This window comes from Sporomusa sp., from assembly GCF_035561155.1.
Lineage (GTDB): Bacteria > Bacillota > Negativicutes > Sporomusales > Sporomusaceae > Sporomusa.
Map to the genome: position 1 here is coordinate 34,265 of NZ_DATMYD010000155.1, position 22,506 is coordinate 56,770.

Below are 22,506 nucleotides of genomic sequence, written 5' to 3' on the forward strand. Positions count from 1 at the left end.
TCTATTACCATTACAATATAAATACGTATGGCGATGATGCCTGCCCGTGTTAGACGGGCAGGCATCTTTGTTTTGAGGGGGAGAACATATGTCTGGTGATAACAACAATATTATTGATGCATCCATTCTACTCAGCGAGCTTAAACATGCTAATAATGAAATGAGCAAAGTAATTAGTACAATCCAGCAAATTGCTCAACAAACCAACCTTCTGTCATTAAACTCAGCCATCGAAGCGGCACGGGCTGGAGAAGCAGGCCGGGGATTTGGCGTTGTAGCAGATGAAATTAAAAAGTTGGCCACTCGCAGCTTTGCTTCTACTAAAGAAAGTACTATGATTATTGAAAACATCCAGGCCAAAGCTAATGAAGTCATGGCCGTACGAACAGCCGACGTTGCTTATGACACAATAGACAAAATTGACCGTAACCTCTTTGAGCGCAATTGTGATGCCCAAGCCTGGGCTGGTTTTTCGCAAGTAAAGAATGCCTTATGTTCGACCGCCGCTGATCGTATTGAACAGGCTAACAACCTATTAAAAACACTTGTTGAGATTTACGAAGTCTATTTTGATTTATATGTGCTCGATTCCGAAGGAACGATAGTAGCAGCTGGCATACGCCGTGAACTTATTGGTGAAAAGATGTCCGACAGGAGCTGGTTTCAAGAGGTTAAGGCCGCTAAAGCCATATCTGTAACTGATCTGTATTTTTCTTCAGTGGAAAAACGCCATACAGTTGCCTATTCCTGTCCTGTTCGCAGCGATGCCGGCGAGATTATCGGCTATTTTTCATCTCGTTTTAACTGGGAATACATTTATGACATCCTGGATTCAGCCCGCATCGGTAAGAGGGGTGATATAGCCATCATCAACAAGGACGGCTATGTTATCGCCTGCCCAAGCCGCAAGGGCATTTTGACAGATAACTTAAGCAGCCTTGAAGCGGCTCAACGAGCTATGAAAGGCGCAGCATACGGTTACACCCTTGAAAAAGACAATCGTGGCAATACTAAAATTTATGGGTATGCCCATACACGCGGTTATAATGCCTACAAAGGAAAGAACTGGTCTGCCATAATCAGTGAGACAATATAACTTGGCTTTCCCTCAAACTAGCACATATCCAGGTTTAAAGTTATAAGAAAACGCCTACAGCATAGATTTCATATGCTGTAGGCGTTTTTTCTATTCTCGCTTTCTGCGGACACAGCCCTGGCTACAACTCAGACGGCAATTAACGCCCTATCGGCATCCCTGGCCAATAAGTGAGCCCCAGCCTGGTCGCCGCCCCAACCAATATTTTTCATATAGTAACACTACATAATATATATGAATAACATAAAGTAGATACCTAGTAAATTAATATGTTAGGAGTGATTAAGTTGAGTTGTTTACCTGAATTTGAAGTTGAAAGAATTGCGACCATTATAGCAAAGCAATATCAAGATCAATGGCAAGCACAAGCACAATTACAGGCGCAATTACAGGCGCAGTTACAATTACAAGCACAAGCGCAGAGCCAAACCGAAACCGAAACCGATACAGTAACCAATCATATGGAAAAATGCGGAAATTCACTAGCTATCGCTGTTGCTGACCCCTTAATTTCACTATTATTAATAATTATTATTGTTATCATTGTGCTGTTCCTGCGTGGCGATATGACGGCTGCCACCGTCGCATCATTAGTGGATAGAATGATAGATACCAGCAAGAAATCGAATTTGCCGCTCGCTGATCTTATTGAGGAGCTTAAAGCAGCAATTAAGTAGTAGTAGACAAAAAAGAAATTAGATCATTTAACGAATCTATCCTTACACAAGTATAATTGACCTTTCTTAAAAGAAAAAAGAAAGGATAAAAAGCCCTGGATTTAAACACTCAGGGCTTCAGGTAGTAATCGCGTATCGAGGTTTAAGTTATAAGAAAACGCCTACAGCACGGATTTCATATGCTGTAGGCGTTTTTTTATTTGCCCCTTCCGTTTTTCCTCATGGGCATTTTATTGTTTGTAGTTTTTGCCTTACTTGCTTTTGGGAATGGCTTATTGTTTTCGTTTGCTTTTTTCTTTTTTTCTTGTAGAAGAGTGAGTAAATCCACTGAGAGCTCCTCCTTTACCAACATAGAGTTACAACTATATTTTACAACGCAACGCATCTATTGTATACATTTTATAAGCTTCACTATAGGATAGAATTTCTTTTTTCTTTGCCGCTTATTGTCTATAGGCGACAGGGCTGCGGCTTGCATCAAATACTACGAAAGCCTACTTTCTTTATGGTATATATCTTCCCTTTGATCTTTGTAGCTTCGAGAGCATCCATCACAAGGCCGCCTTTGCCCCCAAGGATCTCTACATAAGAACAAGTCTCCTGAACATCGATAATACCAATATCTTCGGCACTGACCCCAGCAATATTAGTGATGGCTCCCAGTATATCTCCCGGTCTCATTTTCGTCTTTTTCCCGGCATTAATACGAATTCTGGTAATCTCTCGATTTATTTTTTCACCTATATCAGGTTTGAAAATAGGCTTAGCCTTACTATTCTCAAAAATCATTTTGCCTCTCTCAACCGCTTCGGCTGTCGGCAGTTCTAACCTAGGTATCTTATACTGAACATATTCTTCTATTTCAGCTAAGGTTCTACGTTCAGCCGGGGTCACAAGGGTAATTGCGGTACCCTCATTTCCCGCTCGCCCCGTCCTGCCAATTCGATGAACATAGCTTTCATTATCTACAGGAATATCATAATTGATCACAAGAGCTATCTCTGCTACGTGAATACCTCTTGCAGCTACATCAGTGGCGATCAGAAATCGAAACTCACCTCTTTTAAATCCTTGAATTGTCGTTAACCGATCCCTTTGTTCCATCCCACCATGCAAGCTTCCACAGAGATAGCCTGCATTTTTTAGTTTTTCAGCTAGAACCTCTACTTTTTCTCGCGTGTTGCAAAACAGAATACAGCTATCCGGCCTCTCAGTAACCACTATTTTTTTGACAAGCTTGAACTTGTCATTCTCTTCAACCTCATAATAGCCCTGCTGGATTTTTTCTGTAGTAGGGTTTTCCGATTCAACCTCCAGCTTCACCGGATTTGTCATATATTGACCGCATATTTTTTGGATTTGATCAGGCATTGTTGCCGAAAACACCATGGTGACCCTATCTTTAGGCAACTTTTCTATAATTGCTTCAACCTGCTCGATAAAGCCCATGTCCAGCATTTTGTCTGCTTCATCGATAATCAGATACTTGATTTCGGCCAAGTTGATATTGCCGCTTGTAATATGATCAAACGTTCTGCCAGGTGTACCGACGATAATATGCACCCTTTGTTTTAGCTCTCTTTGTTGTACCGCCATCGGTTGCCTACCGAAAATAGCAGCACACCTTATTTTCTTAAACCTTCCTATATTAGAGATATCCTGTTTTACCTGTACCGCTAATTCTCGCGTCGGAGTAAGGACTAAGGCCTGCGGGTTCCTTTGCTCGACTTCTATCTTTTCACAGACCGGGATTGCAAAAGCGGCTGTCTTGCCACTGCCAGTCTGTGACTTCACGATAATGTCCTTATCTGCAAATACCAGGGGTATCACCTGCTCCTGAACCTCTGTCAGGCTTTCATACCCTAAGGTTGCTAATGCTTTTCCTATTTCTTCACTAAATCCGCCCATAATATTAAACCCCATTCTCGCAAAATTCCCTTATAGCTGCCGTACAGCTTTTATGGCTGTCTGCAGTGTATTTAATAGAAAGCTTTATTTATTTTGTGCCTAACCAAGCTATCCTAATCCTCTATCCCATCATCCAAAACCTTTTTGCCTCATCGGCAATCCTACTAACACTGTTCGTGCGTACGGCCCCCTGCCATTCTGGCGGAAAGAGCCGCTTATACCTTGATTGCGAAAACCGATCATCAATAAGGAGAACCAGTCCCCGGTCATACTCGGTACGAATTACTCGCCCTGCTGCTTGCAAGACCTTGTTCATCCCCGGATAGACATAGGCATACTCAAACCCCTGGCGGTTATCCTTATCAAACCACTGCCTGATAATCTCCCGCTCCAGGCAAACCTTAGGCAACCCCACGCCAACGACAACAGCCCCGACAAGCCGCTCACCGATTAGATCAATGCCCTCACCGAATACGCCTCCAAGGACAGCGAAGCCCACAAGTGTATCTGTGTTCTCACTGGAGAATTGATCCAGAAACCCGGCACGTTCTTCTTCAGTCATCTCACCCATTTGCCGAATTACCCTTGTTAGCGGGTTTTTCAAGGAAAACCGCTGGTACACTTCCTCCATATACCGGTAGGAAGGCAAGAATACTAAGTAGTTTCCGGCTCTTGCTCCGATTGCAGCTGCTATACTGTCGACAATCACCTCATAGGTCTTTTCCCTTGTTTTATAAGTAGTACTGATATTGTCGGCGACTAAGAGGCTTAGATGACTATGGTCAAACGGCGTAGGTACTGTTATTTTACCGTCCCCTTCCTCGCCGCCTAATACTTCTGAAAAGTAATTAAGCGGGGTGAGCGTAGCGGAAAAAAAGACTGCCGCCCGCCCCCTCTGAACAGCCTGCCGCAATAATTCCGAGGGGTTAACACAAAACAGTTTTAGTTTTATATCCTTGTCCATTTTCTCGACGTACGTCACATAGCGTTCATCATACGTCTCGGAGGTCCGCAAAAAAGCATTGACCTTAAAATAAATATCTAAAAGTTCTTCACGAAAATCTGCCGGTTCATTTTTTGCCAACCACTTTTCGGCTAAATCCATAAACTTTCTCAACAATGGGAGAATATCGGTGAACGGCTGTTCTCTCACACAATAGTCTGATTCTCCCACAGCAGACTTTTCTATACACAGCTTTCCGCTCTTCAACAAAAACGTATTTATCTTGCCAGCAGCTTTAGCAAGCGGGGGAAGTTTATTGTTAACGTTTTTCTTTAAATCAAGAAAGCTCTGCTTCGTTAACTCTGCTGAAAACATGTCCCGGGCCCGGTCAACAAGATTATGCGCCTCATCAACAAGAAAGCAATATTGTCCGTTATTTTCATAAAAGAATCGTTTCAGATAGACCCTGGGGTCAAATACATAGTTATAGTCACAAATGACGGCGTCAGCCCAAAAAGCCAAGTCCAGCGACAACTCAAAGGGGCAAACCCGATGCTCCCGGGCATACTGTTCGATGACTTCACGAGTAAAGGCTTCCCGCTGCCAACAGTCATGCAGGGCTAGGTTAATCCGGTCATAATAACCCTCAGCATAGGGACATTCCTCGGGTGTACAAGCCGCCTCAGGCATAAAACATGTTTTGTCCTTGGCTGTAAGTGTCAGCGTTTTACATCTCAAACCGGCTTGCCGCAGCCGGGCAAACGCTTCTTCTGCTAATTGCCGGGTTACTGTCTTAGCCGTGAGAAAAAACAGCTTTTCCACATGCCCTATCCCCAAGGCCTTAATAGCAGGAAATATGGTTGCCATGGTCTTGCCTGTGCCTGTCGGTGCCTGAGCAAAGAGCTTAAGCCCCCTACTTAGCGTCTTATAAACAGCAACAGACAATTGCCGCTGGCCATGGCGAAATGCTGAAAAAGGAAATTGCAACAGTTCGGCAGAGGCATCCCGTATTGCTACCCAGTCACCAAGCCGCTTAGCCCACATAGCATATTCGGTTACCAGTGAGTCAAAAAAATCGGCTAGCTCTAGCGCAGAGTAACTTTGTTTAAACATCTTAATTTCTAATGTTATCACCTGGCAGTAGGTAATCTGGACACCAATCTGCGCAAGGCCATGCTGTGCGGCATAGATATAAGCGTAGCACTTAGCCTGCGCCCAGTGCAGCGGGTTGTATCCTTCCTCAATTGTTTCAAGGTCCTGAGTAACTGACTTAATCTCATCAACAGTTATTTGTTCAAGGCCTGTTTCATCTTTTGTTGTAATGATGCCATCGGCACGCCCGCTGATCTGCAATATCACGTCAGGCCGCTCAATTACTATAGATAGGCTTACCTCCGACTCATACTCCGAACCTTGAGACTGTTGAATTTTACGGTGAATTTTACTCCCGTCGACCATACGTGAACTACCGGTAAAGGTTGCTACCAAATCTCCGGACCGGAGCACAAACTCAACTAGATTCCTCACTGAAGTCTTGATCACTTTATTTGCAGACATATATTATTACCCTTCGGCCTCAGTATTGTTTAGTTCTATCAATCTAAAAGCGCTCTCCCCATTGTCACAGTTGACGTACTTAGGTAATTGTTGTAAGTTAAGGTAAAACACATTGCTGAAAGGCAGGCTTTTATCATGACACAGATAAATTGGGGTATTCTTTCAACAGGTACAATCGCTAAAAAGTTTGCGTCCACTATTTCTCAGCTGACCGATTGTGGAAAGCTGTTGGCAGTCGCTTCACGTAGCCTAGCAACTGCGAATCAGTTTGCTAATGAGTATAACATTAAAGCCTATGGAACTTATCAAGACCTGGTCCGTGATCCTAAAATTGATGTTATCTATATTGCCTCCCCGCATTCATTGCACTATGAACATGCAAGACTTTGTTTAGAGAATGGCAAAAATGTTCTATGTGAGAAGTCCTTTACAGTCAACGCAGCCCAAGCAGCTGCACTTACACAGCTGGCTGCAAAGAAAAAGCTTTTTATTATGGAGGCCTTCTGGACAAAGTTCCTTCCGGCTTATCAATTGCTTAATAAAACCATTGCTGAAGGTGAAATTGGTGAGCTAACACACTTCAGAGCTCAATACGGATTTGCCCCAACCGGGGCAAGGTATGCAAGAAAGTTTGACCCTGCGCTTGCAGGCGGCGCCCTGCTGGATATTGGTGTTTATGCTCTTGGTGTTGCAGCCATGCTTCTAGGTTACCATCCTAAACATCTATACTCAAGTGCAATTATTGGCGAGTATGGCACAGATAAATTCAACAGCATCATGCTGGAGTATGAAAACCAAGCAACAGCCCACTTAATTACAACGATCGGCTCAATTATTGATCCACAGGCTGTACTCTTTGGTACAAAAGGCCATATTGTACTCCCAAACTTCTCAGCATTGCAGGAGTTTACAATAGAAAAAAGCGATGGCACCCGCTACACTGTGGAGTCACCTTTTGAGATTAACGGTTTTGAGTATCAGATAAGAGAAACGGAAAAATGTTTGATATCCCAAAAACTAGAAAGCACAATAATGACTCATCAAAACACCCTTGATGTAATGCGCTTGATGGATAAAGCACGTTCAGACTGGGGGCTGACATTCCCTTGCGAGGCAGCCCCGGCTTAAGCCTGTTTCCCAGGACCGGCAATCATATATATTCGCACACCACTGTTGCAAGTCCTGTATCAAACAGGCAAGCCCAGTATTAGAAAAAGGATTCCGCTTAATACGGAATCCTTTTTCTAATTGACTTATTCGCTTTTAGTGCCTTTTGCTACAGGCGCCTGGAGCCGCTCGTACGAATTTCAAGAACGCAAAACAGGTCGAGCTTCCCGGCCTCGGGGATCTGCTTGCACTGAATTAGGCAGTAGGGTAGTAATGGCCGCTCCCAGGAACAATATACCAACAAGACTATAAACCCCGACATTGTAGCTGTATGCCTGAATCAACGCGCCAACCATGTACGGTCCGACGAAACCACCAAGATTACCAAGCGCATTAATGACACCACGGGCACCTCCAGCGACTTCGGGGCTAAACAAACGGGGGGGAATAGTCCAGAACACGCCAGCCGCCGCCTGCAAAAAGAAGCCGCACCCCACTAGAAAAGCATATGACACCCAGATATACTCCTGGCTTTGGACGGACAACAGGAGACACAAGGCAAATCCAATCAAGGGAATAATGACGAATTCTTTCCGGCGCCCCGTCCGGTCGGAGATATTAGAAACTAGCAACATACCAATAATGCAACCAATATACGGTAACGCGGATAACCAGCCAACCTGGGCCATACCAGTTTTGGTCAGATTCTTAAGCAAGGTCGGCAACCACAAACCGAAGCCATAAATCCCGGATTGGTAGCAGAAATTCAAAGCAATCAACTTCCACATGGTTACATTGGGCAGCAAATCTTTCAGAGCTGCCTGCTTTATATTGCTTTTTGCCACTGCTTCTTGCTCTTCACGCAGCTTACCCTGAATATATTCTTTCTCTTCTTTACTAATCCACGCAGCTTCTTCCGGACGGTCGCTTACCATTAGCAGCCAGGGAATGAGAACAAGCAGCGAAATTAATCCTTCGACAATAAACAGCCAACGCCAGTCGTACGTAGAAATTATATATCCGGAAAGAGGTCCTGTAATGATAGCAGCTATAGGCACAAACAGGATAACAATGGCATTGGCCCGGCCCCGTTCTTCATTGGGGAACCAATTGCTGACCATTGTCAACACTACCGGCAGCATCCCGCCCTCGGCGACGCCTAGACAAAACCTAAGAACCAGTAGTTGATTGACGCTGGTGATAAGCCCACTCAAAACAGAAATCACTGCCCAGAATACAATGGAAAAAGTAATAAACTTTTTACCGCTGCGTTTGGCAGCAAACTGACCGCCCGGAACCTGTAGAAACAGATAACCTATAAAGAAGATACCTGCTGCAAAACCAGCCATGCTGGCCGTCATCCCCAGTTCAGCATTCATCCCGCCAGGCATGGCAAAGCCGATATTAACACGATCCATATAGGAAATAATGCAGACAATCATTATGGGGGGTAAAATATGCAGCCAGCGCCCACTAGGTATTTTACGAATTTGTTCATTCATTACAAACACCCTCTTTTCAATTTTCAACCGGGAACAGGACACCACCCAACGCTGCTAATAAAGTAGACTTAGCTTCAGGTGGGGTTTTAACCCCATCTGAAGGTTAGTCGCCCTTATCCAGGGACTTAGCCGCTCTTAACTCCCACTTGTAGAAGATGGGAGTCTTAGAGCGGGTTAGTCATCGGATAAAAGGCATTCATCCTCCTTTGTATTGCGAGCATTAGAACAGCGTGATGATTTTTAAATACCGTTCCGGGTGTTCTGATAGTTCTTGTACGCTATCAGGTACTTCCGCAAACTTGACCACTTTGCTTACAATCGGCCGAACATCAATCTGACCGTTCGCAATCAAAGCGAGCGCTTCGCCAAACTCACCGGCGCTTGTCCGCGAACCCATGATATCCACCTCTTTGAAGGTAAACAAGCTGGTTGGCATACTGGTCTCAACCTTAGGCCAACCTGTCAAGGCAATCCGGCCGGCATGGGAAACATAATCAATTGCCCCCCGAACAGCCGCATTGGCTCCAGACGCTTCCACCACAATTTCCGCCATCCGGCCGCCGGTGATCTCCTTGATTCGTTTCTTGGCATCCTCCACCCCGGCAAGAATGGTATGCTGCACACCAAGTTTACGGGCAAATGCCAGCCGCTCTTCCACCACATCCAACACAATCGGAAATGCCCCATAAGTCAGTGCAGCCTGCGCCATTAAGAGCCCGATAGCCCCCGCACCAATGATGCAAACATGCTCACCTGCCTTAGTACGAGTACGATGCAGTGCATGCAGAGCAATCGTAAGCGGCTCAGCCATCGGCGCCAGTTCAAGCGGAATGGAATCTGGCACCTTATGAAGCATCCGGGCCGGATGGACGATGCGTTCAGCCATGCCGCCATCAATATGCACACCGATAACCCTCAGCTTCTCACAGCAGTTGGTCCGGCCGATGCTGCAAGGATAGCACTGCCCACAGTAAATGTATGGATCAACAATAACCCGGTCACCAGCTTTGAGGCCAGTTTCGTTCTCGCCAATCTCCAGTATTGTGCCAACTACTTCGTGTCCGATCACCCGCGGATAAGTGACCAGCGGATTACTGCCCCGAAACGCACCGACATCTGAACCGCAGATACCGGCCGACTCTACTTGAATTAGAGCCTCACCTTCCTGCCGGGACACCTCGGCGATCTCTTTAACCCCGATTTTTCCTGGTTGTTCTAAACAAATGCATTTCATTTGCTTGGTCTCCTTCCCTGCTATCAATAAAGTCACCGCAGCAACTTTGGCAACTGTACTAACTACAGCGATTTAATTTTATTCCAGACACCTTCATCGACCGGGATACCATTTTTCAGGTGTTCGGCCCTGATCTTAAGCACCCGCTCGCCAGGATATAAAACCTCTTTGTCCTCATCGACCCGGACGGAGGCTTTAACGTCTGCCAATACTTCGTTTACGGCCTGCTCAAGAAAAGCGTCGCCGGCAATTTTTGTTACATCGATGGCGATTAATACTTGTGACAGCTGATACTCATCCCCGCCAAGCTGACCAACCTGATATGAAGAACTTCCGCCAGCAAGCAAGGTCGCCGTCAAATCAAGCAGAATGGATAAACCCGAACCCTTCCAATAGCCAATTGGCAGCACGCGCCAGGTTTTTTCAATGGCCGCCGGGTCACATGTCAGATTACCCTCAAGATCATAGCCACCGGGCACAGGCAGTAATTCTCCTTTTATCTTGCAATTTTCCATCTTTCCATAAGAAAACTGCGCCATGGCCATATCAACTACAACATGCCCCTCTTTGCGCGGGACGGCCACAATCAGAGGATTGTTCCCTATTCTTCTGTCCTTTGCTCCCCAGGCAGGCATGTTGGGCTGCGTGTTGGTCCAGCAAATCCCAATACAGCCCGCATCGGCAGCCTGCCATCCATAGGCGCCGCCCCGCAGCCAATGATTGGTATTTTTAATTGCCACACACCCGATGCCATATTCACGCGCTAATTCAATAGCCCGGTCCATGCATTTTTGGGCGTTAATGTTGCCCATTCCGAGATTCCCGTCCCAGCGCTCAAAACCACCAATCCCATCGATTTTAGTGGGAACGGCTTTCACGTCAATATACCCCTTGTCAATATACTCAACCACCCGTGGGAACCGGTTTACCCCGTGGGAATATACGCCATCACAGCTAGTTTCAGTCATCAATCGCGCCGACTCGGCCGCCATCTCGTCACTGAACCCTCTGTTAACCAGCACACGCTTAAATTCGGCCTGCATTTCAGCAAAAGCTATTCTCATCACTTAACACCGCTTTCAATTAAATTGGTATAACTTATCAAAGCCTTTTTCCTGCCGGTAACCACGCAGTATCTCGTCCATTACCCGACTTGCCCGGGCCGCGCTTTCCAAATTTCCCGGACACTCCCCAATACCCAGCAATTCGTTTACAATACTTTGAATAAACGGCTGCTGTACATGAGGCGGATCGTTATATTGATACTTGACTATTCCATCCCCGGTTTTCACCTGAATAGGGCCTTGTCCGAAAAAGTCAAACCACAGCTTACCTTGGCTGCCGACAAATTCCACCTGATCGACATTCTCAAAACTGGTAAAACACCAGGTACCTGTCCCGTGCACGCCGTTGGCAAACTTCCAGTTGGCAGTCACGATATCTTCCACCTCATAAAGACCTGCTTGATTGGACGCTTTACCATTCACCTCAGCAAACGGGCCACAGCAGAAATCCAGAATATCCATGGTATGAATCGCCATATCCAAAAACTTGCCGCCGCCGGCAATTCGCGGAATCAACCGCCACGGCAGGTTCTCCCTGTTATAATCCTCTGGGGCAGCCTGTTGAGCCATCATGACATTTACAAAGCGGAGTTCGCCAATCACCTTGCTGTCAAGCAGCTTCTTCACATTAACAAACCGGTCCATAGCCCTGCGGTAATACGCTACGAACGCCGGCACACCAGCTTTGCGGGCAGCTTCAACAATTTCCCGGCAGCCTTCATACGTTTGCGCCATAGGCTTTTCGATATAAACCGGCTTACCTGCCTGGATACAACGAATGGCATATTCCTTATGAAAAGCGGGCGGGGTAGCCACATAGACAATATCGATTTCGTCGTCCTGCATCAATTGATCAACACTTTCGTGCACTTTAGGAACATGGTGACGGGCAGCGTAGCTTCTGACCTGTTCCAAATCAGCACCGGTTACAGCAACTAAAGCAGAATGATCTGCTTTATAGAAACCTGGGCCGCTTTTGACTTCGGCCACAGCCCCACAGCCAATCATGCCCCAGCGAATAGTTTTCATAATGTTAATCCTCCCAAGACTTATAGTATTGCTGTATTAACTTTCACTACCACCTTACGAATCGAAGCTGATCCGCCATGCTCGCAGCCCGGCCGGTGGACATCCTCCGGGAAAAATACTGCAAAGCTGCCTGGCTGCATAACAAGCTCCATCTCGTTTTCCATCTGCTCATAAAAAATAATATCACGCAATTCCAACAATTCTTCCGCTACTTTATTATTGCCTGTATCTACGGCAAAACCAATCTTTTCTTTTCCTTGTACAGAGAACTGCACGTCAATATACTTACGATGTACTTCCGGCCGGCCCAACGCCTTATCTTTAGTTTCGGTATCAAATACCTGCGCAAAAATATCCTCGCCTTCAATTTTATATACCCCGGTCGGCATCGACAAAAACTCATTTTGCTTGCTCTTAAGATAAGCGATGGCCTTGACAATAGGGGCCGGATACTTTTTTTCCATATCGTCGGTTTGTGCCACATTTCCATAAAACATAATTTTTCACACACCTTTTTCAAGTAATACTTGCTTATTTTTGAAAGCGCTTTCATAATTATCTTTATTATACATAGAATAGTTCTACTTTTCAATAGATTTTTTATTTTATCTCAATTAGGCTAAATCACCCTAATCTTCTTATATTACCCTTGATTTAACGCTATTTTTCCTCTTTTAGACAGACTAGAAATTTTAAGTGTATTTTTGTAAAATTTTATTAATTTCTTCTCCCGCTTAACCAACAAGTTCAATATTGAAACCGCTTGCATTTTATCTGTTAGATTGGCAGAATATTTTGCAGTTAATAAAACGCAGGCCAAAAAGAAAAACCCGGCACCATTATCCGGGTTTTTCTGATTATAAATTTTTTTATCCTGATAGAAAGCATATCTTTCTCCTGGATAAGGGCAACATCGGCTTACGCTGTCGCCAAAGGCTCGGCGCAAGTCATGTTTTCTTTATCAGGTACTTTTTCGTATTATCAAATCTGGTCGAATCATGATGGTCGAGGATACATTTTTAGTTTCAATCAAATCATGCAACATTTTAGCGCTTAATGAGGCAACAGTTTCAACCTTGTTATCTACACTTGTCAGTTCAGGATCACAACATTTTGCAAAAGTAGAATTATTAAAACCTGTGACGGCCACATCCTCCGGCACACGCCGGCCTAATTCTTTCAACTTTTTTATCCCACCGACTGCAGTGATATCCTCGCCAAATATGATTGCAGAAAAGTCTTTACCGTCATCAACCAACTTCGCCACTGCCATATAGCCCCCTTCAAGGCCACGTGGTACTTTTATGATTGATGTATCATCGACTGGCAGACCATGTTCTTTCATTGCCGCGATAAACCCGGCTTGCTTGCGCTCACCACTGTATGTCTCCGCATCCTTAATATATATAATCTTTGTATGTTTTTTTGCATATAAGTGTTCTACACAACAAGAAATTCCATAAAAGTCATCCACCAGCACCGAGTAGCTATTATCCACAGCTAAGTATCCATTAGCCAACACGATCGGCAAATTCCGCACATGTTTTGACACATATTTTCTGACCTGTTGGTCATTAAAAACCGAGCCAATGAGAATTATCCCATCCACTTTTTTTTCCATCAGCATTCTTAAATAATTGATACTCTCATCTGTCTTGCCACCTGTATTACATAAAATTACGTTGTAACCCAGTTTACTAAAATCCTGTTCAATAGTAAACGCTGTATTGGCGTAATGAGGATCACGAATATCGACTGTAACTACCCCGATTGACTTGATAGAGCTGGACATAAGCCCCCGCGCAAAAGCGTTGGGTGTATAGTTATGTTTTTTCAGGATAGTTTCTACTTTTTCTTTGGTTTTGGCGCTAATATTCTGTTTGTTGTTAATTACACGTGAAACGGTTGTAATAGAAACTCCGGCTTCACGCGCAATATCATATATATTCATTGTTCCTCCTTCAGCGAACGCCCAACCCGCACCTGCATAATCCTGTATGTATTATATCACAATCACGTCCATAGTTCTCGCCAACAGGCCTTCAATACCAATCGGCGCTCCTACGCATCAACATAAGTTTCAGCTAGTTAAAAAAATGCCCTTAACTCTTTGTCAACCTAAATGGCAGGAGTTAAGGGCATTTAACTTTTCTTTACAGCTTTTCGTTGGAAGTAATCTGAACCGACAGTTCTCCTTTGGATGTCCGCTTAATGACGCCTTTCTTGCCTGCACCATCGTCAACAGTAATGGACTGCAGATTATGTGCCATCAGAAAATTAAGTGCGTCCTGCTTGATGAAGGCTTCCCAGTTTACTTTCTTCGTGTTAGCATCATTTTGATCGAGAATGTCTTGAGCCACTAAAATACCCTCCCTGATTCATCTACTATAACAATTAAGAAAAACATGGATTGCTAGAAAAAGCAATCTATGTTCTGCCCTTTGAATTATACTAGACATTTTCCTGATTGCATAGGGGATAGAATCAATTCACAGCACTATTCACTAGTATTGAGTAGGAATATATGAGCAAAATGGATTCCAATTGTTCGTACTATTGATAACGTAAACTTGGACTTACCAGACTATTGTAAAAAGACAGGGAAGATCTAAATCTCCCTGTCTTCTTTATCATATAGCGTCTGATAGAGTTTATTTCTACTTACGTACTTGCGCATGATAATGAGTATGCAGTAAGTGATGCGATTTCTCGCCGAGCGGTTTTTTTAACCATGTATCGTATAGTTCTTTAACTGCCGGATTTTCGTGTGCTTTACGGATAACCGCACATTTATCACATTCATATATAGCCGCCATACGCTGTTCACGAATATCAGGGGAAGTAGATATTGGTTGACCGCCACCACCAATACAACCGCCGGGGCAAGCCATGATTTCGATAAAATGATAATCGGCTTCTCCATTTCGGATCTTGTCCAAGATGATACGCGCATTGGCTAATGTATGAGCAACCGCAACCTTAACAGTCTTATCACCAATATGAACTTCGGCCTCCTTCATGCCGCTAAGCCCGCGTACATTATGGAAATCGACACACTCCAAAGGCTTGCCTGTTAACACCTCTGACACTGTCCTAAGAGCTGCCTCCATTACCCCGCCAGTAGCACCAAAGATAACCCCCGCCCCACTGGAAATCCCTAACGGGGCATCAAATTCTTCTGATTTCAGGCTATTAAAGTCAATCCCGGACTCTTTGATCATCCGGACTAGCTCTCTGGTTGTAAGAACATAGTCAACATCCTGATATCCGCTTGCTTTCATTTCCTCCCGCCCGGCTTCAACCTTTTTTGCCGTACAGGGCATTATCGATACAGATATAATATCCTGGGGATCAATCTTGACTCTCTCAGCGTAATAAGTTTTTACCAACACACCGAATATCTGTTGTGGAGACTTAGTTGTAGACAGATGAGCGAGCAGGTCAGGGTACATAAGTTCGACATAGTTTACCCAGCCAGGGCTACACGAGGTAATCATCGGCAGTGGCCCGTTCTTAGTCAACCGTTCAATAAACTCTGAACCTTCTTCCATAATGGTAACGTCGGCCGAAAACACAGTATCAAAAACCCGGTCAAAGCCAAGACGTCTTAAAGCAGCTACCATTTGACCTGTCACAATACTACCACTCGACATTCCAAGACCTTCGCCTAATGCCACCCGAACCGCCGGCGCGGTTTGCACAACTACGTGTTTCTTAGGATCTTGTAAAGCCTCCCATACTTCTTTAGTATCATCTTTCTCAACAATGGCTGCTGTTGGACATACGTTAGCACATTGCCCACAAAAGGTGCAAGCTGCTTCATGCAGGCCTGCATTAAAAGCAGGAACCACAGTAGTATTAAACCCACGGTTAGCAAACGTATAAACATGAACGCCCTGCCGCTCACTACAGGCCCTGATACAGCGGCCACACAAGACACATTTGTTTTGGTCACGGACAAGCGCCGGGTTAGCGGCATCTACCGGGTAATCCTTCTTTTCCCCATCAAACCTGATTTTGCGGATACCGCAATCGGCCGCAATTTTTTGCAACTCGCAATTTAAGTTTCGTTGACAAGAAAGGCACTCTTCCGGGTGGTTAGCAAGCAATAGCTCAACCACAGCCTTACGGGCTTCACGAACTTCACTAGTATTAGTCCTAACTACCATTCCCTCATTAACTGGATAAACACAAGAAGCTACCAGGCTGCGTGCGCCAGCTACTTCCACCAAACATATTCGACATGAGCCTTCGGGTCTAAATTCAGGATGGTAGCACAAAGTTGGAATTTTTATTCCAATACCGCGTACAGCTTCTAACACAGTAGACTCTTTAGGTACCTGTACCTGTTGCCCGTCAATAGTTATATTCACCAAATCCACAGTATCACGCCCCTACTATACAATGCGCTAGGTTCAGCCCAAATTCAACCTGCTACGAAAACGCATTTTGTTTAATACTATTACTAGTATTTTGTTAGCAGGTTCATTGATACAAGGAAGAATTTGCATGCACGCCAACCTAAGCTAAAAGACCCAACTGGCGTGTTCATAACACGCTTGTATAGCTTATAGTAGTTGTCGGTATAGTAATAGTGAATGGAGGGAAAAAGCGTGATCGATTATCCAAGTTATATCACATGTCCGGAAAAAAGCCTGCAGCGCACGGCACTGGAACTCGTTTCCCTGCTGGAGGACTGCACTGTATGTCCTCATCACTGCCACGTTAACCGGCTTAAAGGCGAGCTGGGGTATTGTCACGCAGGCTGGCATGCTGAAATTAGTGGATACGGGCCCCATTCGGGTGAAGAATCGCCGCTAGTGGGCCGCTACGGCTCAGGTACGATCTTTTTCAGCCACTGCAACATGGGGTGTGTATACTGTCAGAATTGGGACACCAGTCACAGTCAGGGCGAGCAGGTATCGCCGGAAGAACTGGCAGACATTATGCTCGATCTCCAGTCGCAAGGCTGTCACAATATTAACCTAGTGTCCCCATCACATTATGTCCCACAGATTATTGCGGCGTTAGTTTCTGCCGCTAACAGGGGTCTTCGCATACCCTTGGTCTATAATAGTGGTGGTTATGATGAAAAAGCTGTCCTGGAAAAACTTAACGGCATCATTGACATCTACATGCCTGATTTTAAATACGCCGACCCTACTGTAGGGAAAAAGTTATCCTGCATCGATGCTTACACTGATATTGCTAAAACGGCTATAAAAGAAATGCACCGCCAAGTAGGTGATCTTGTAGTCGGCGATAAGGGGATCGCCTGTCACGGTCTTATCATCCGGCATCTTGTATTGCCAGGCAACTTGGCAGCAACTGATGAAATCATGAGGTTTATCGCCCAAGAAATTTCGCCTTATTCTTATATCAACATCATGGATCAATACTATCCCGAATTTAAAGCAGGCAGCTATCCCGGGCTCAACCGGCCTATTAGCAGGAGCGAATATCAGGCAGCCTTAACAGCAGCGAAAAAAGCCAGCCCCCACTTCCGGCTAGCTTAGTACGTTAATTTGGAGGGGTAATTTTGAACAAAACAGCTGAATTGGTGAGAATCCCTGCAGGCAAAGCAGTAATCGAAGGAGCACTTAATATACCGCCCCTATCGTACGGGGTCGTACTTTTCGCCCACGGCAGCGGCAGCAGCCGTCATAGCCCACGCAATAATTTTGTCGCACGTATCCTCAATGATAATGGGCTGGCCACTTTACTCATGGACTTGCTGACTCCTGATGAGGATAGAAATTATGAGACACGGTTTGATATCGACTTACTGACGCAGCGGCTAATCACAGCGACTGACTGGGTAAAAAACAACCCACAAACTCAGGGTTTGCCTGTAGGCTATTTTGGAGCAAGCACCGGTGCAGCGGCGGCTTTAAAAGCGGCAGCCAAAGACTCGTCAATAGGTGCGGTCGTATCCCGGGGCGGAAGGCCGGACTTGGCAGGCAATGACTTAAGCCGGGTAATAGCCTCTGTTCTACTGATCGTGGGTGGTAATGATTTTGGGGTGATAGAGCTGAATGAAGATGCCTTTGCCCAACTACGATTCACAAAGGAACTTATCATTGTGCCAGGGGCTACGCATTTATTCGAGGAGCCCGGTACGCTAGAACAAGTTGCCAAACATGCTGCCGAGTGGTTTCATACGTCGTTCTCGCTGCCCTAGCAACACATAAAGATGGCCTCAGCCCTACGGCTGAGGCCATCTTTTTTTGTTTGGCTTTATTTCCTACGAGGCGCCTGCATTAGCACTCTTACTCTTAGTAGACGTCTCCAGTTTTTCAATTCTCTTTATTAATTGTTGAATTGTTTCCTCTCAGTTGAGTCTTTCTCTTGTTGTGCTTTCGTTGAATCTTTTTCCTGTTGTGCTTTCAGAAACTGCTTTTGGGCGGCTATAACAAGCATTATGCTTCCTAGGGCAACGGTGAAATTTCCAAGCGTATTGAGCTCATCTGCGTCTAGATCGTCAGCCAATATTATTGCCAGAATAGCTGCAAGCGCCCCAAGTTCATTAGCTCCAATGTGGGCTAGTAGCGACATAAAACCACCCCATCGTTACAATTCTAGCTGACCTATCCTAAGACAATAGTGGCGACAGAGCAGACGCTCAGAATCAATTACCTCTATAGACTTTACGCCAGAACACCTACTGATATACATGAAATGCTCATCATATATTCTTTATACGTCTCTTTATTTACACAGGCTAGCTTTTCAGTTTAAAACTAGCACACGCTGTGTGTGTGTAATATTCAGCAGTTCCTCCACTTACCTGGATGTTGTCTAATGTACATAAATTGTTACTATGATAAGTACAGGTCTCAACCGTGCATTTTAGACAGTCACACGAACCTGAGCTCAATACATTGTTTGTAAGCTCAGAGTAAAGAAGTTTGTTCAAAAAAGCACCACAAGCAGTTAAACGCTCTTCTTTAGCAGAACTGCCAACTATATCAACACAATTTGCGTAGCATACAAAAGATTTATTGTGCGAACAGCTACTCACTTCACAATTAATTTTAGCCATTTTTATGCCTCCCTTTTATTTAAAATATCTATCCAGCAAGCCCTTAAAGGCACAGCCATGTCTGGCTTCATCTTTACACATCTCATGAACGGTATCGTGGATGGCATCAAAGTTATGTTGTTTAGCTAATGTCGCAAGCTTCTTTTTACCATCACAGGCACCATACTCTGCCTCCACTCTCGCACTTAGATTCGCTTTTGTATCTGCCACCACCACCTCACCCAGGATCTCAGCAAATTTAGCGGCGTGCTCGGCTTCTTCAAAGGCAATTCTCTTGTATGCTTCAGCCACTTCCGGGTAACCTTGCCGGTCTGCTTGACGAGACATGGCTAGATACATTCCTACCTCAGTACATTCCCCCGTAAAATTAGCCCGTAACGCATCTAACATTTCTTCTGGAATGCCTTTAGCAACTCCAATTCGATGTTCATCTGCCCACGCTAATTCTCCTGTCATTTCTTTAAATTTATCCTTACTGGCCTTACAAACAGGACATTTATCAGGTGCTTCTTCCCCTTCATGAACATACCCGCAAACCGTGCAAATAAATTTTTTCATCCGTGTTCCTCCCGATTTATTAGAATGAAACATAACGATCTACAAGATAGTGTTAGACTTTTTTTTATATTTAATACCGGGTTTACCGTGTACAAGTCTTATCTAACAAAATAAAAAAGTTCTACCTCATGACAAGGTAAAACTTTTGGGGAGTCCCCGAATATACTCTTATTTTTTACCATCACTGTTTAATAGCTTCCTTAGCCTCTGGTTGTTTATCTAAAGCGGGCAACAAATCTTCCGTGATCTACGGTTTACTTCTTTCGCTGCCGGTAAGCGGTTATCGATTCTCCGCCCATCCCCCAGTTATCCACATCCACTTCATCAATAACGACAACTGTTGTATTAGGGTCTTTCCCCAGGACATCCTGGAGCAGCTGTGTCACTCCCTTGATGAGCTTGTCTTTATGTTCTTTGGTTACACCTTCACGGGTTACTTTTATATTTACGTACGGCACAATTAATCCTCCTATTCAATATGATTCAGTACTGTCTTTACATGTTATTAAACGCTCACTCACATGTACTCTCATCCCCTATTCTCTTGATTTCATCAGTAGTATTGTTGGTGGCAGGATCAGGAAACGTTGGCAGTACATATTTTAGAATAATTCGCAGTATACCCATGGTAGGTACAGCTAGCATCATACCCAAGACACCAAACAAATGACCAAATAGCAGTAGCCCAATCATTATTACAACAGGGTGCAGACAGAGTGCCTTGCCAACCAAATTCGGGTATATAATATTGTGATTTATCTTGAACATAATAAAGTAAAAAACAGCTACTTTTATAGCCAATGACGGTGATAATAATAAAGCGATTGCGATGGCCAGCACAGAGGAAGTAAGCGGTCCAATAACTGGTATCAGCTCACCAACTGCAGAAATAGCGGCAAAGACTGGAACATGTGGTAGCCCGGCAATCATAAAAAAGATTAAAACAGTTATGCCAGACACAAGGCAAACCGCCAGTTGCCCTTTAATATATCCGCCAAGAACAAAAGCAGCATCACCAAAGAAACTTGCGATCCGTGCCCGCTCATGTAACGGTACAAATGATATTATCATATTAAGCAGTTTATCCCCGTCTTTTAGCAAATAAAATACAATGAACGGAACCCCTATAAGTTCAACAACCCCAGACAACGCCTGGACTGCAGGCACTAAAGAGCTCTTAACTGCGGTAACAGCAAACTCTGTGGCATTATTTAATAAGTGGTTGGTGTATTCCATAATCTCAGGAGGAAGATTCAAAGAAACCAGCCATGCACCTAGCGTCTGCTGATTTACAAGGTGCGGCACAGTTGACGCAAACTGTTTAAATCCAGGTAGCATTTGATTGAGAATCCAGCTAATAAGTATGGCGGCACTACCTAAAAGCAAAATTAGCGCAAGAAAAGAGGCCACCCCAGGCGAAAACTTTCTCTCCAGTCTCTTTTTGATTGGTTGCAAAAGTAAAACTAATAGTAGGGCAATAAACAAGGTAACCCCAAGCTTAGCAGCAACAAAGAACAGGGTTCCAACAATAAAAATAAGCCCCAAGATATAACCAGTCAGCCAATTTAACGCAAACACTCTTGTCACACCACCTATAACATATTGGATCTTTCCTTTACTTAGTCCATACTTCTATCAGCCGTGTATGTGTTACTTTGCTAAGATCCGCCCAACGGAAGCAAAATACCCATAACTTCCTTAGAAGGTAAGTAATGGGTATTTTCTATGCATTCAGTAATATGTCCTGCCGTAACCCTACATATCCTAATTGCCATCTATCATAAAGCCAAACCTATCTTTTAAAAATTCAATAAACAACTTACAGATGACCGGGTTAAATTGTGTCCCCGAGCACCTTTTAATCTCTTCGATACACTCCTCTAAAGTAACCGGCTTCCGATAGCATCTGTTCGTGGTCATCGCGTCAAAAGTGTCACATATCGCAAGCATTCTGCTTAGCAAGGGTATGTCTTCGCCGGAAAGACCTCTAGGATAACCCTTGCCATCGTGTCTTTCATGGTGGTGGCGCATAATAGGAACAACAGCCTCCGCGCCTTCGATGATGGCTAGCATATCTGCCCCGTGCTCAGCATGCTGTTTCATAATTTCAAATTCGTCATCGGTAAGCCTAGCGGGCTTAGTAAGAATATCGCCAGGCGTTTTTATTTTGCCGACATCATGAATTAAACCCACAATAAAAGCAAGGTTGATTTCATCAGATGACATGCACATTTGATTTGCTAGTCCGGCCATAAGTTCAGCCACATGCTCTGCATGCATTGAGGTATATGGATCACAATAATAGACCTGTCGGCAAAACTCCTCTATAGCCTCCATATTCACTTTATTTATTATAGAAAGTTTGACCTGCTTGGGATTATGCATTCTCTCTCACCTATAATATTAATAATTAATAACAGATTTTGGATCGCTCCAAAATCTGTTAATTAATTCTGCATTCTGTTAAATCATTCCTGCTAATACCGAATCCATTGCAAATATTCATTATCGGCAATGGACTCACCGGAGACGCTACCTCTCTAGACGCAGAGTCCAACTTACTAACGATTGCTTATAGCTATCGTATCATAATAAATAGATATTTTTTATTTATCGTTATTCGAATTATAGTATGAATATAAAGTAGACTTAGCTTCAGGTGGGGTTTTAACCCCATCTGAAGGTTAGTCGCCCTTATCCAGGGACTTAGCCGCTCGCCTGTGCCCTTTGGGTATAACTCCCACTTGTATACCCTAAAGGGCACAGGAAAGATGGGAGTCTTAGAGCGG

General features: G+C 44.4%; 23 protein-coding genes and 1 pseudogene. 6 read left to right on the top strand and 18 right to left on the bottom strand.

From position 1 onward, the window contains the following. Positions 1-88 precede the first annotated feature (88 nt). The 3 genes and pseudogenes from VN447_RS23335 to VN447_RS21335 form a co-directional block, all read left to right on the top strand. Positions 89-323, top strand: a pseudogene (locus VN447_RS23335) (methyl-accepting chemotaxis protein); the annotation flags it as partial. 50 nt (positions 324-373) lie between these two features. Beyond that, positions 374-1,096: a cache domain-containing protein gene (locus tag VN447_RS21330; protein WP_414714935.1), complete on the top strand. Its 723-nt coding sequence runs from the start codon at positions 374-376 to the stop codon at positions 1,094-1,096. A gap of 287 nt (positions 1,097-1,383) precedes the next feature. Then, a complete protein-coding gene (locus tag VN447_RS21335) occupies positions 1,384-1,773 on the top strand; it encodes a hypothetical protein (RefSeq protein WP_325528125.1) in 390 nt (129 codons plus the stop codon). Between the two features lie 196 nt (positions 1,774-1,969). Here VN447_RS21335 and VN447_RS21340 read toward each other — a convergent pair whose 3' ends face one another. The 3 genes from VN447_RS21340 to VN447_RS21350 all read right to left on the bottom strand — a co-directional run bounded on the left by VN447_RS21340 (position 1,970) and on the right by VN447_RS21350 (position 6,181). Then, positions 1,970-2,101 (bottom strand): hypothetical protein, encoded by a 132-nt coding sequence (locus VN447_RS21340; RefSeq protein ID WP_325528127.1) that lies wholly within the window; start codon positions 2,099-2,101, stop codon positions 1,970-1,972. Positions 2,102-2,250: 149 nt separating this feature from the next. After that, positions 2,251-3,681, bottom strand: coding sequence for a DEAD/DEAH box helicase (locus VN447_RS21345; RefSeq protein WP_325528129.1), 1,431 nt, complete (start codon positions 3,679-3,681; stop codon positions 2,251-2,253). A 121-nt stretch (positions 3,682-3,802) separates the two neighbouring features. Further along, a complete protein-coding gene (locus VN447_RS21350; RefSeq protein ID WP_325528131.1) occupies positions 3,803-6,181 on the bottom strand; it encodes an ATP-dependent DNA helicase in 2,379 nt (792 codons plus the stop codon). 135 nt (positions 6,182-6,316) lie between these two features. On the opposite strand from VN447_RS21350, the gene VN447_RS21355 reads away from it, so the two are divergent. Then, complete coding sequence (locus VN447_RS21355; RefSeq protein WP_325528133.1) at positions 6,317-7,309, top strand: Gfo/Idh/MocA family oxidoreductase; 993 nt, start codon at positions 6,317-6,319, stop codon at positions 7,307-7,309. A 179-nt stretch (positions 7,310-7,488) separates the two neighbouring features. Here the strand turns inward: VN447_RS21355 and VN447_RS21360 are convergent, their stop codons facing one another. From VN447_RS21360 to VN447_RS21400, 9 genes are all read right to left on the bottom strand, one after another. Next, entirely contained in the window at positions 7,489-8,790 is a 1,302-nt protein-coding gene (locus tag VN447_RS21360; protein ID WP_325528135.1) for an MFS transporter, read from the bottom strand. Between the two features lie 220 nt (positions 8,791-9,010). After that, on the bottom strand, positions 9,011-10,024 hold the full coding sequence (locus VN447_RS21365; protein ID WP_325528137.1) for a zinc-binding alcohol dehydrogenase family protein: 1,014 nt from the start codon (positions 10,022-10,024) through the stop codon (positions 9,011-9,013). A 62-nt stretch (positions 10,025-10,086) separates the two neighbouring features. Beyond that, entirely contained in the window at positions 10,087-11,088 is a 1,002-nt protein-coding gene (gene yiaK / locus VN447_RS21370) for a 3-dehydro-L-gulonate 2-dehydrogenase (protein ID WP_325528139.1), read from the bottom strand. 15 nt (positions 11,089-11,103) lie between these two features. Continuing rightward, positions 11,104-12,117, bottom strand: a complete 1,014-nt coding sequence (locus tag VN447_RS21375; RefSeq protein WP_325528141.1) for a Gfo/Idh/MocA family oxidoreductase — start codon at positions 12,115-12,117, stop codon at positions 11,104-11,106. A 20-nt stretch (positions 12,118-12,137) separates the two neighbouring features. After that, positions 12,138-12,614 (bottom strand): YhcH/YjgK/YiaL family protein, encoded by a 477-nt coding sequence (locus VN447_RS21380; RefSeq protein WP_325528143.1) that lies wholly within the window; start codon positions 12,612-12,614, stop codon positions 12,138-12,140. Between the two features lie 146 nt (positions 12,615-12,760). Further along, the gene (locus VN447_RS21385) at positions 12,761-13,063 is read right to left on the bottom strand and encodes a hypothetical protein (RefSeq protein ID WP_325528145.1); all 303 of its coding nucleotides are present in this window, start codon (positions 13,061-13,063) and stop codon (positions 12,761-12,763) included. Between the two features lie 15 nt (positions 13,064-13,078). Next, the gene (locus tag VN447_RS21390) at positions 13,079-14,068 is read right to left on the bottom strand and encodes a LacI family DNA-binding transcriptional regulator (protein WP_325528147.1); all 990 of its coding nucleotides are present in this window, start codon (positions 14,066-14,068) and stop codon (positions 13,079-13,081) included. Between the two features lie 202 nt (positions 14,069-14,270). After that, entirely contained in the window at positions 14,271-14,477 is a 207-nt protein-coding gene (locus VN447_RS21395) for a hypothetical protein (RefSeq protein WP_325528149.1), read from the bottom strand. A gap of 297 nt (positions 14,478-14,774) precedes the next feature. Beyond that, positions 14,775-16,499 carry an NADH-dependent [FeFe] hydrogenase, group A6 gene (locus VN447_RS21400; protein ID WP_325528151.1) on the bottom strand — a complete coding sequence of 575 codons (1,725 nt, stop codon included), beginning with the start codon at positions 16,497-16,499 and terminating at the stop codon, positions 14,775-14,777. 231 nt (positions 16,500-16,730) lie between these two features. Between VN447_RS21400 and VN447_RS21405 the strand changes: the two genes are divergently transcribed. Together VN447_RS21405 and VN447_RS21410 are read left to right on the top strand one after the other, a co-directional pair. Then, positions 16,731-17,633, top strand: a complete 903-nt coding sequence (locus tag VN447_RS21405) for a radical SAM protein (RefSeq protein WP_325528153.1) — start codon at positions 16,731-16,733, stop codon at positions 17,631-17,633. A 23-nt stretch (positions 17,634-17,656) separates the two neighbouring features. Further along, a complete protein-coding gene (locus VN447_RS21410) occupies positions 17,657-18,298 on the top strand; it encodes a dienelactone hydrolase family protein (RefSeq protein ID WP_325528155.1) in 642 nt (213 codons plus the stop codon). Between the two features lie 128 nt (positions 18,299-18,426). Here VN447_RS21410 and VN447_RS21415 read toward each other — a convergent pair whose 3' ends face one another. The 6 genes from VN447_RS21415 to VN447_RS21440 form a co-directional block, all read right to left on the bottom strand. Further along, a complete protein-coding gene (locus VN447_RS21415) occupies positions 18,427-18,672 on the bottom strand; it encodes a hypothetical protein (RefSeq protein ID WP_325528157.1) in 246 nt (81 codons plus the stop codon). A gap of 166 nt (positions 18,673-18,838) precedes the next feature. Beyond that, positions 18,839-19,159, bottom strand: a complete 321-nt coding sequence (locus tag VN447_RS21420; protein ID WP_325528159.1) for a DUF1540 domain-containing protein — start codon at positions 19,157-19,159, stop codon at positions 18,839-18,841. A gap of 15 nt (positions 19,160-19,174) precedes the next feature. After that, a complete protein-coding gene (locus VN447_RS21425) occupies positions 19,175-19,717 on the bottom strand; it encodes an NADH peroxidase (protein WP_325528161.1) in 543 nt (180 codons plus the stop codon). A gap of 254 nt (positions 19,718-19,971) precedes the next feature. Then, positions 19,972-20,175, bottom strand: a complete 204-nt coding sequence (locus VN447_RS21430) for a 4-oxalocrotonate tautomerase family protein (protein ID WP_325528163.1) — start codon at positions 20,173-20,175, stop codon at positions 19,972-19,974. Positions 20,176-20,230: 55 nt separating this feature from the next. Then, positions 20,231-21,295, bottom strand: coding sequence for an AI-2E family transporter (locus VN447_RS21435; protein WP_325528165.1), 1,065 nt, complete (start codon positions 21,293-21,295; stop codon positions 20,231-20,233). A gap of 186 nt (positions 21,296-21,481) precedes the next feature. Continuing rightward, on the bottom strand, positions 21,482-22,102 hold the full coding sequence (locus VN447_RS21440) for an HD-GYP domain-containing protein (RefSeq protein WP_325528167.1): 621 nt from the start codon (positions 22,100-22,102) through the stop codon (positions 21,482-21,484). Positions 22,103-22,506: the final 404 nt, after the last annotated feature.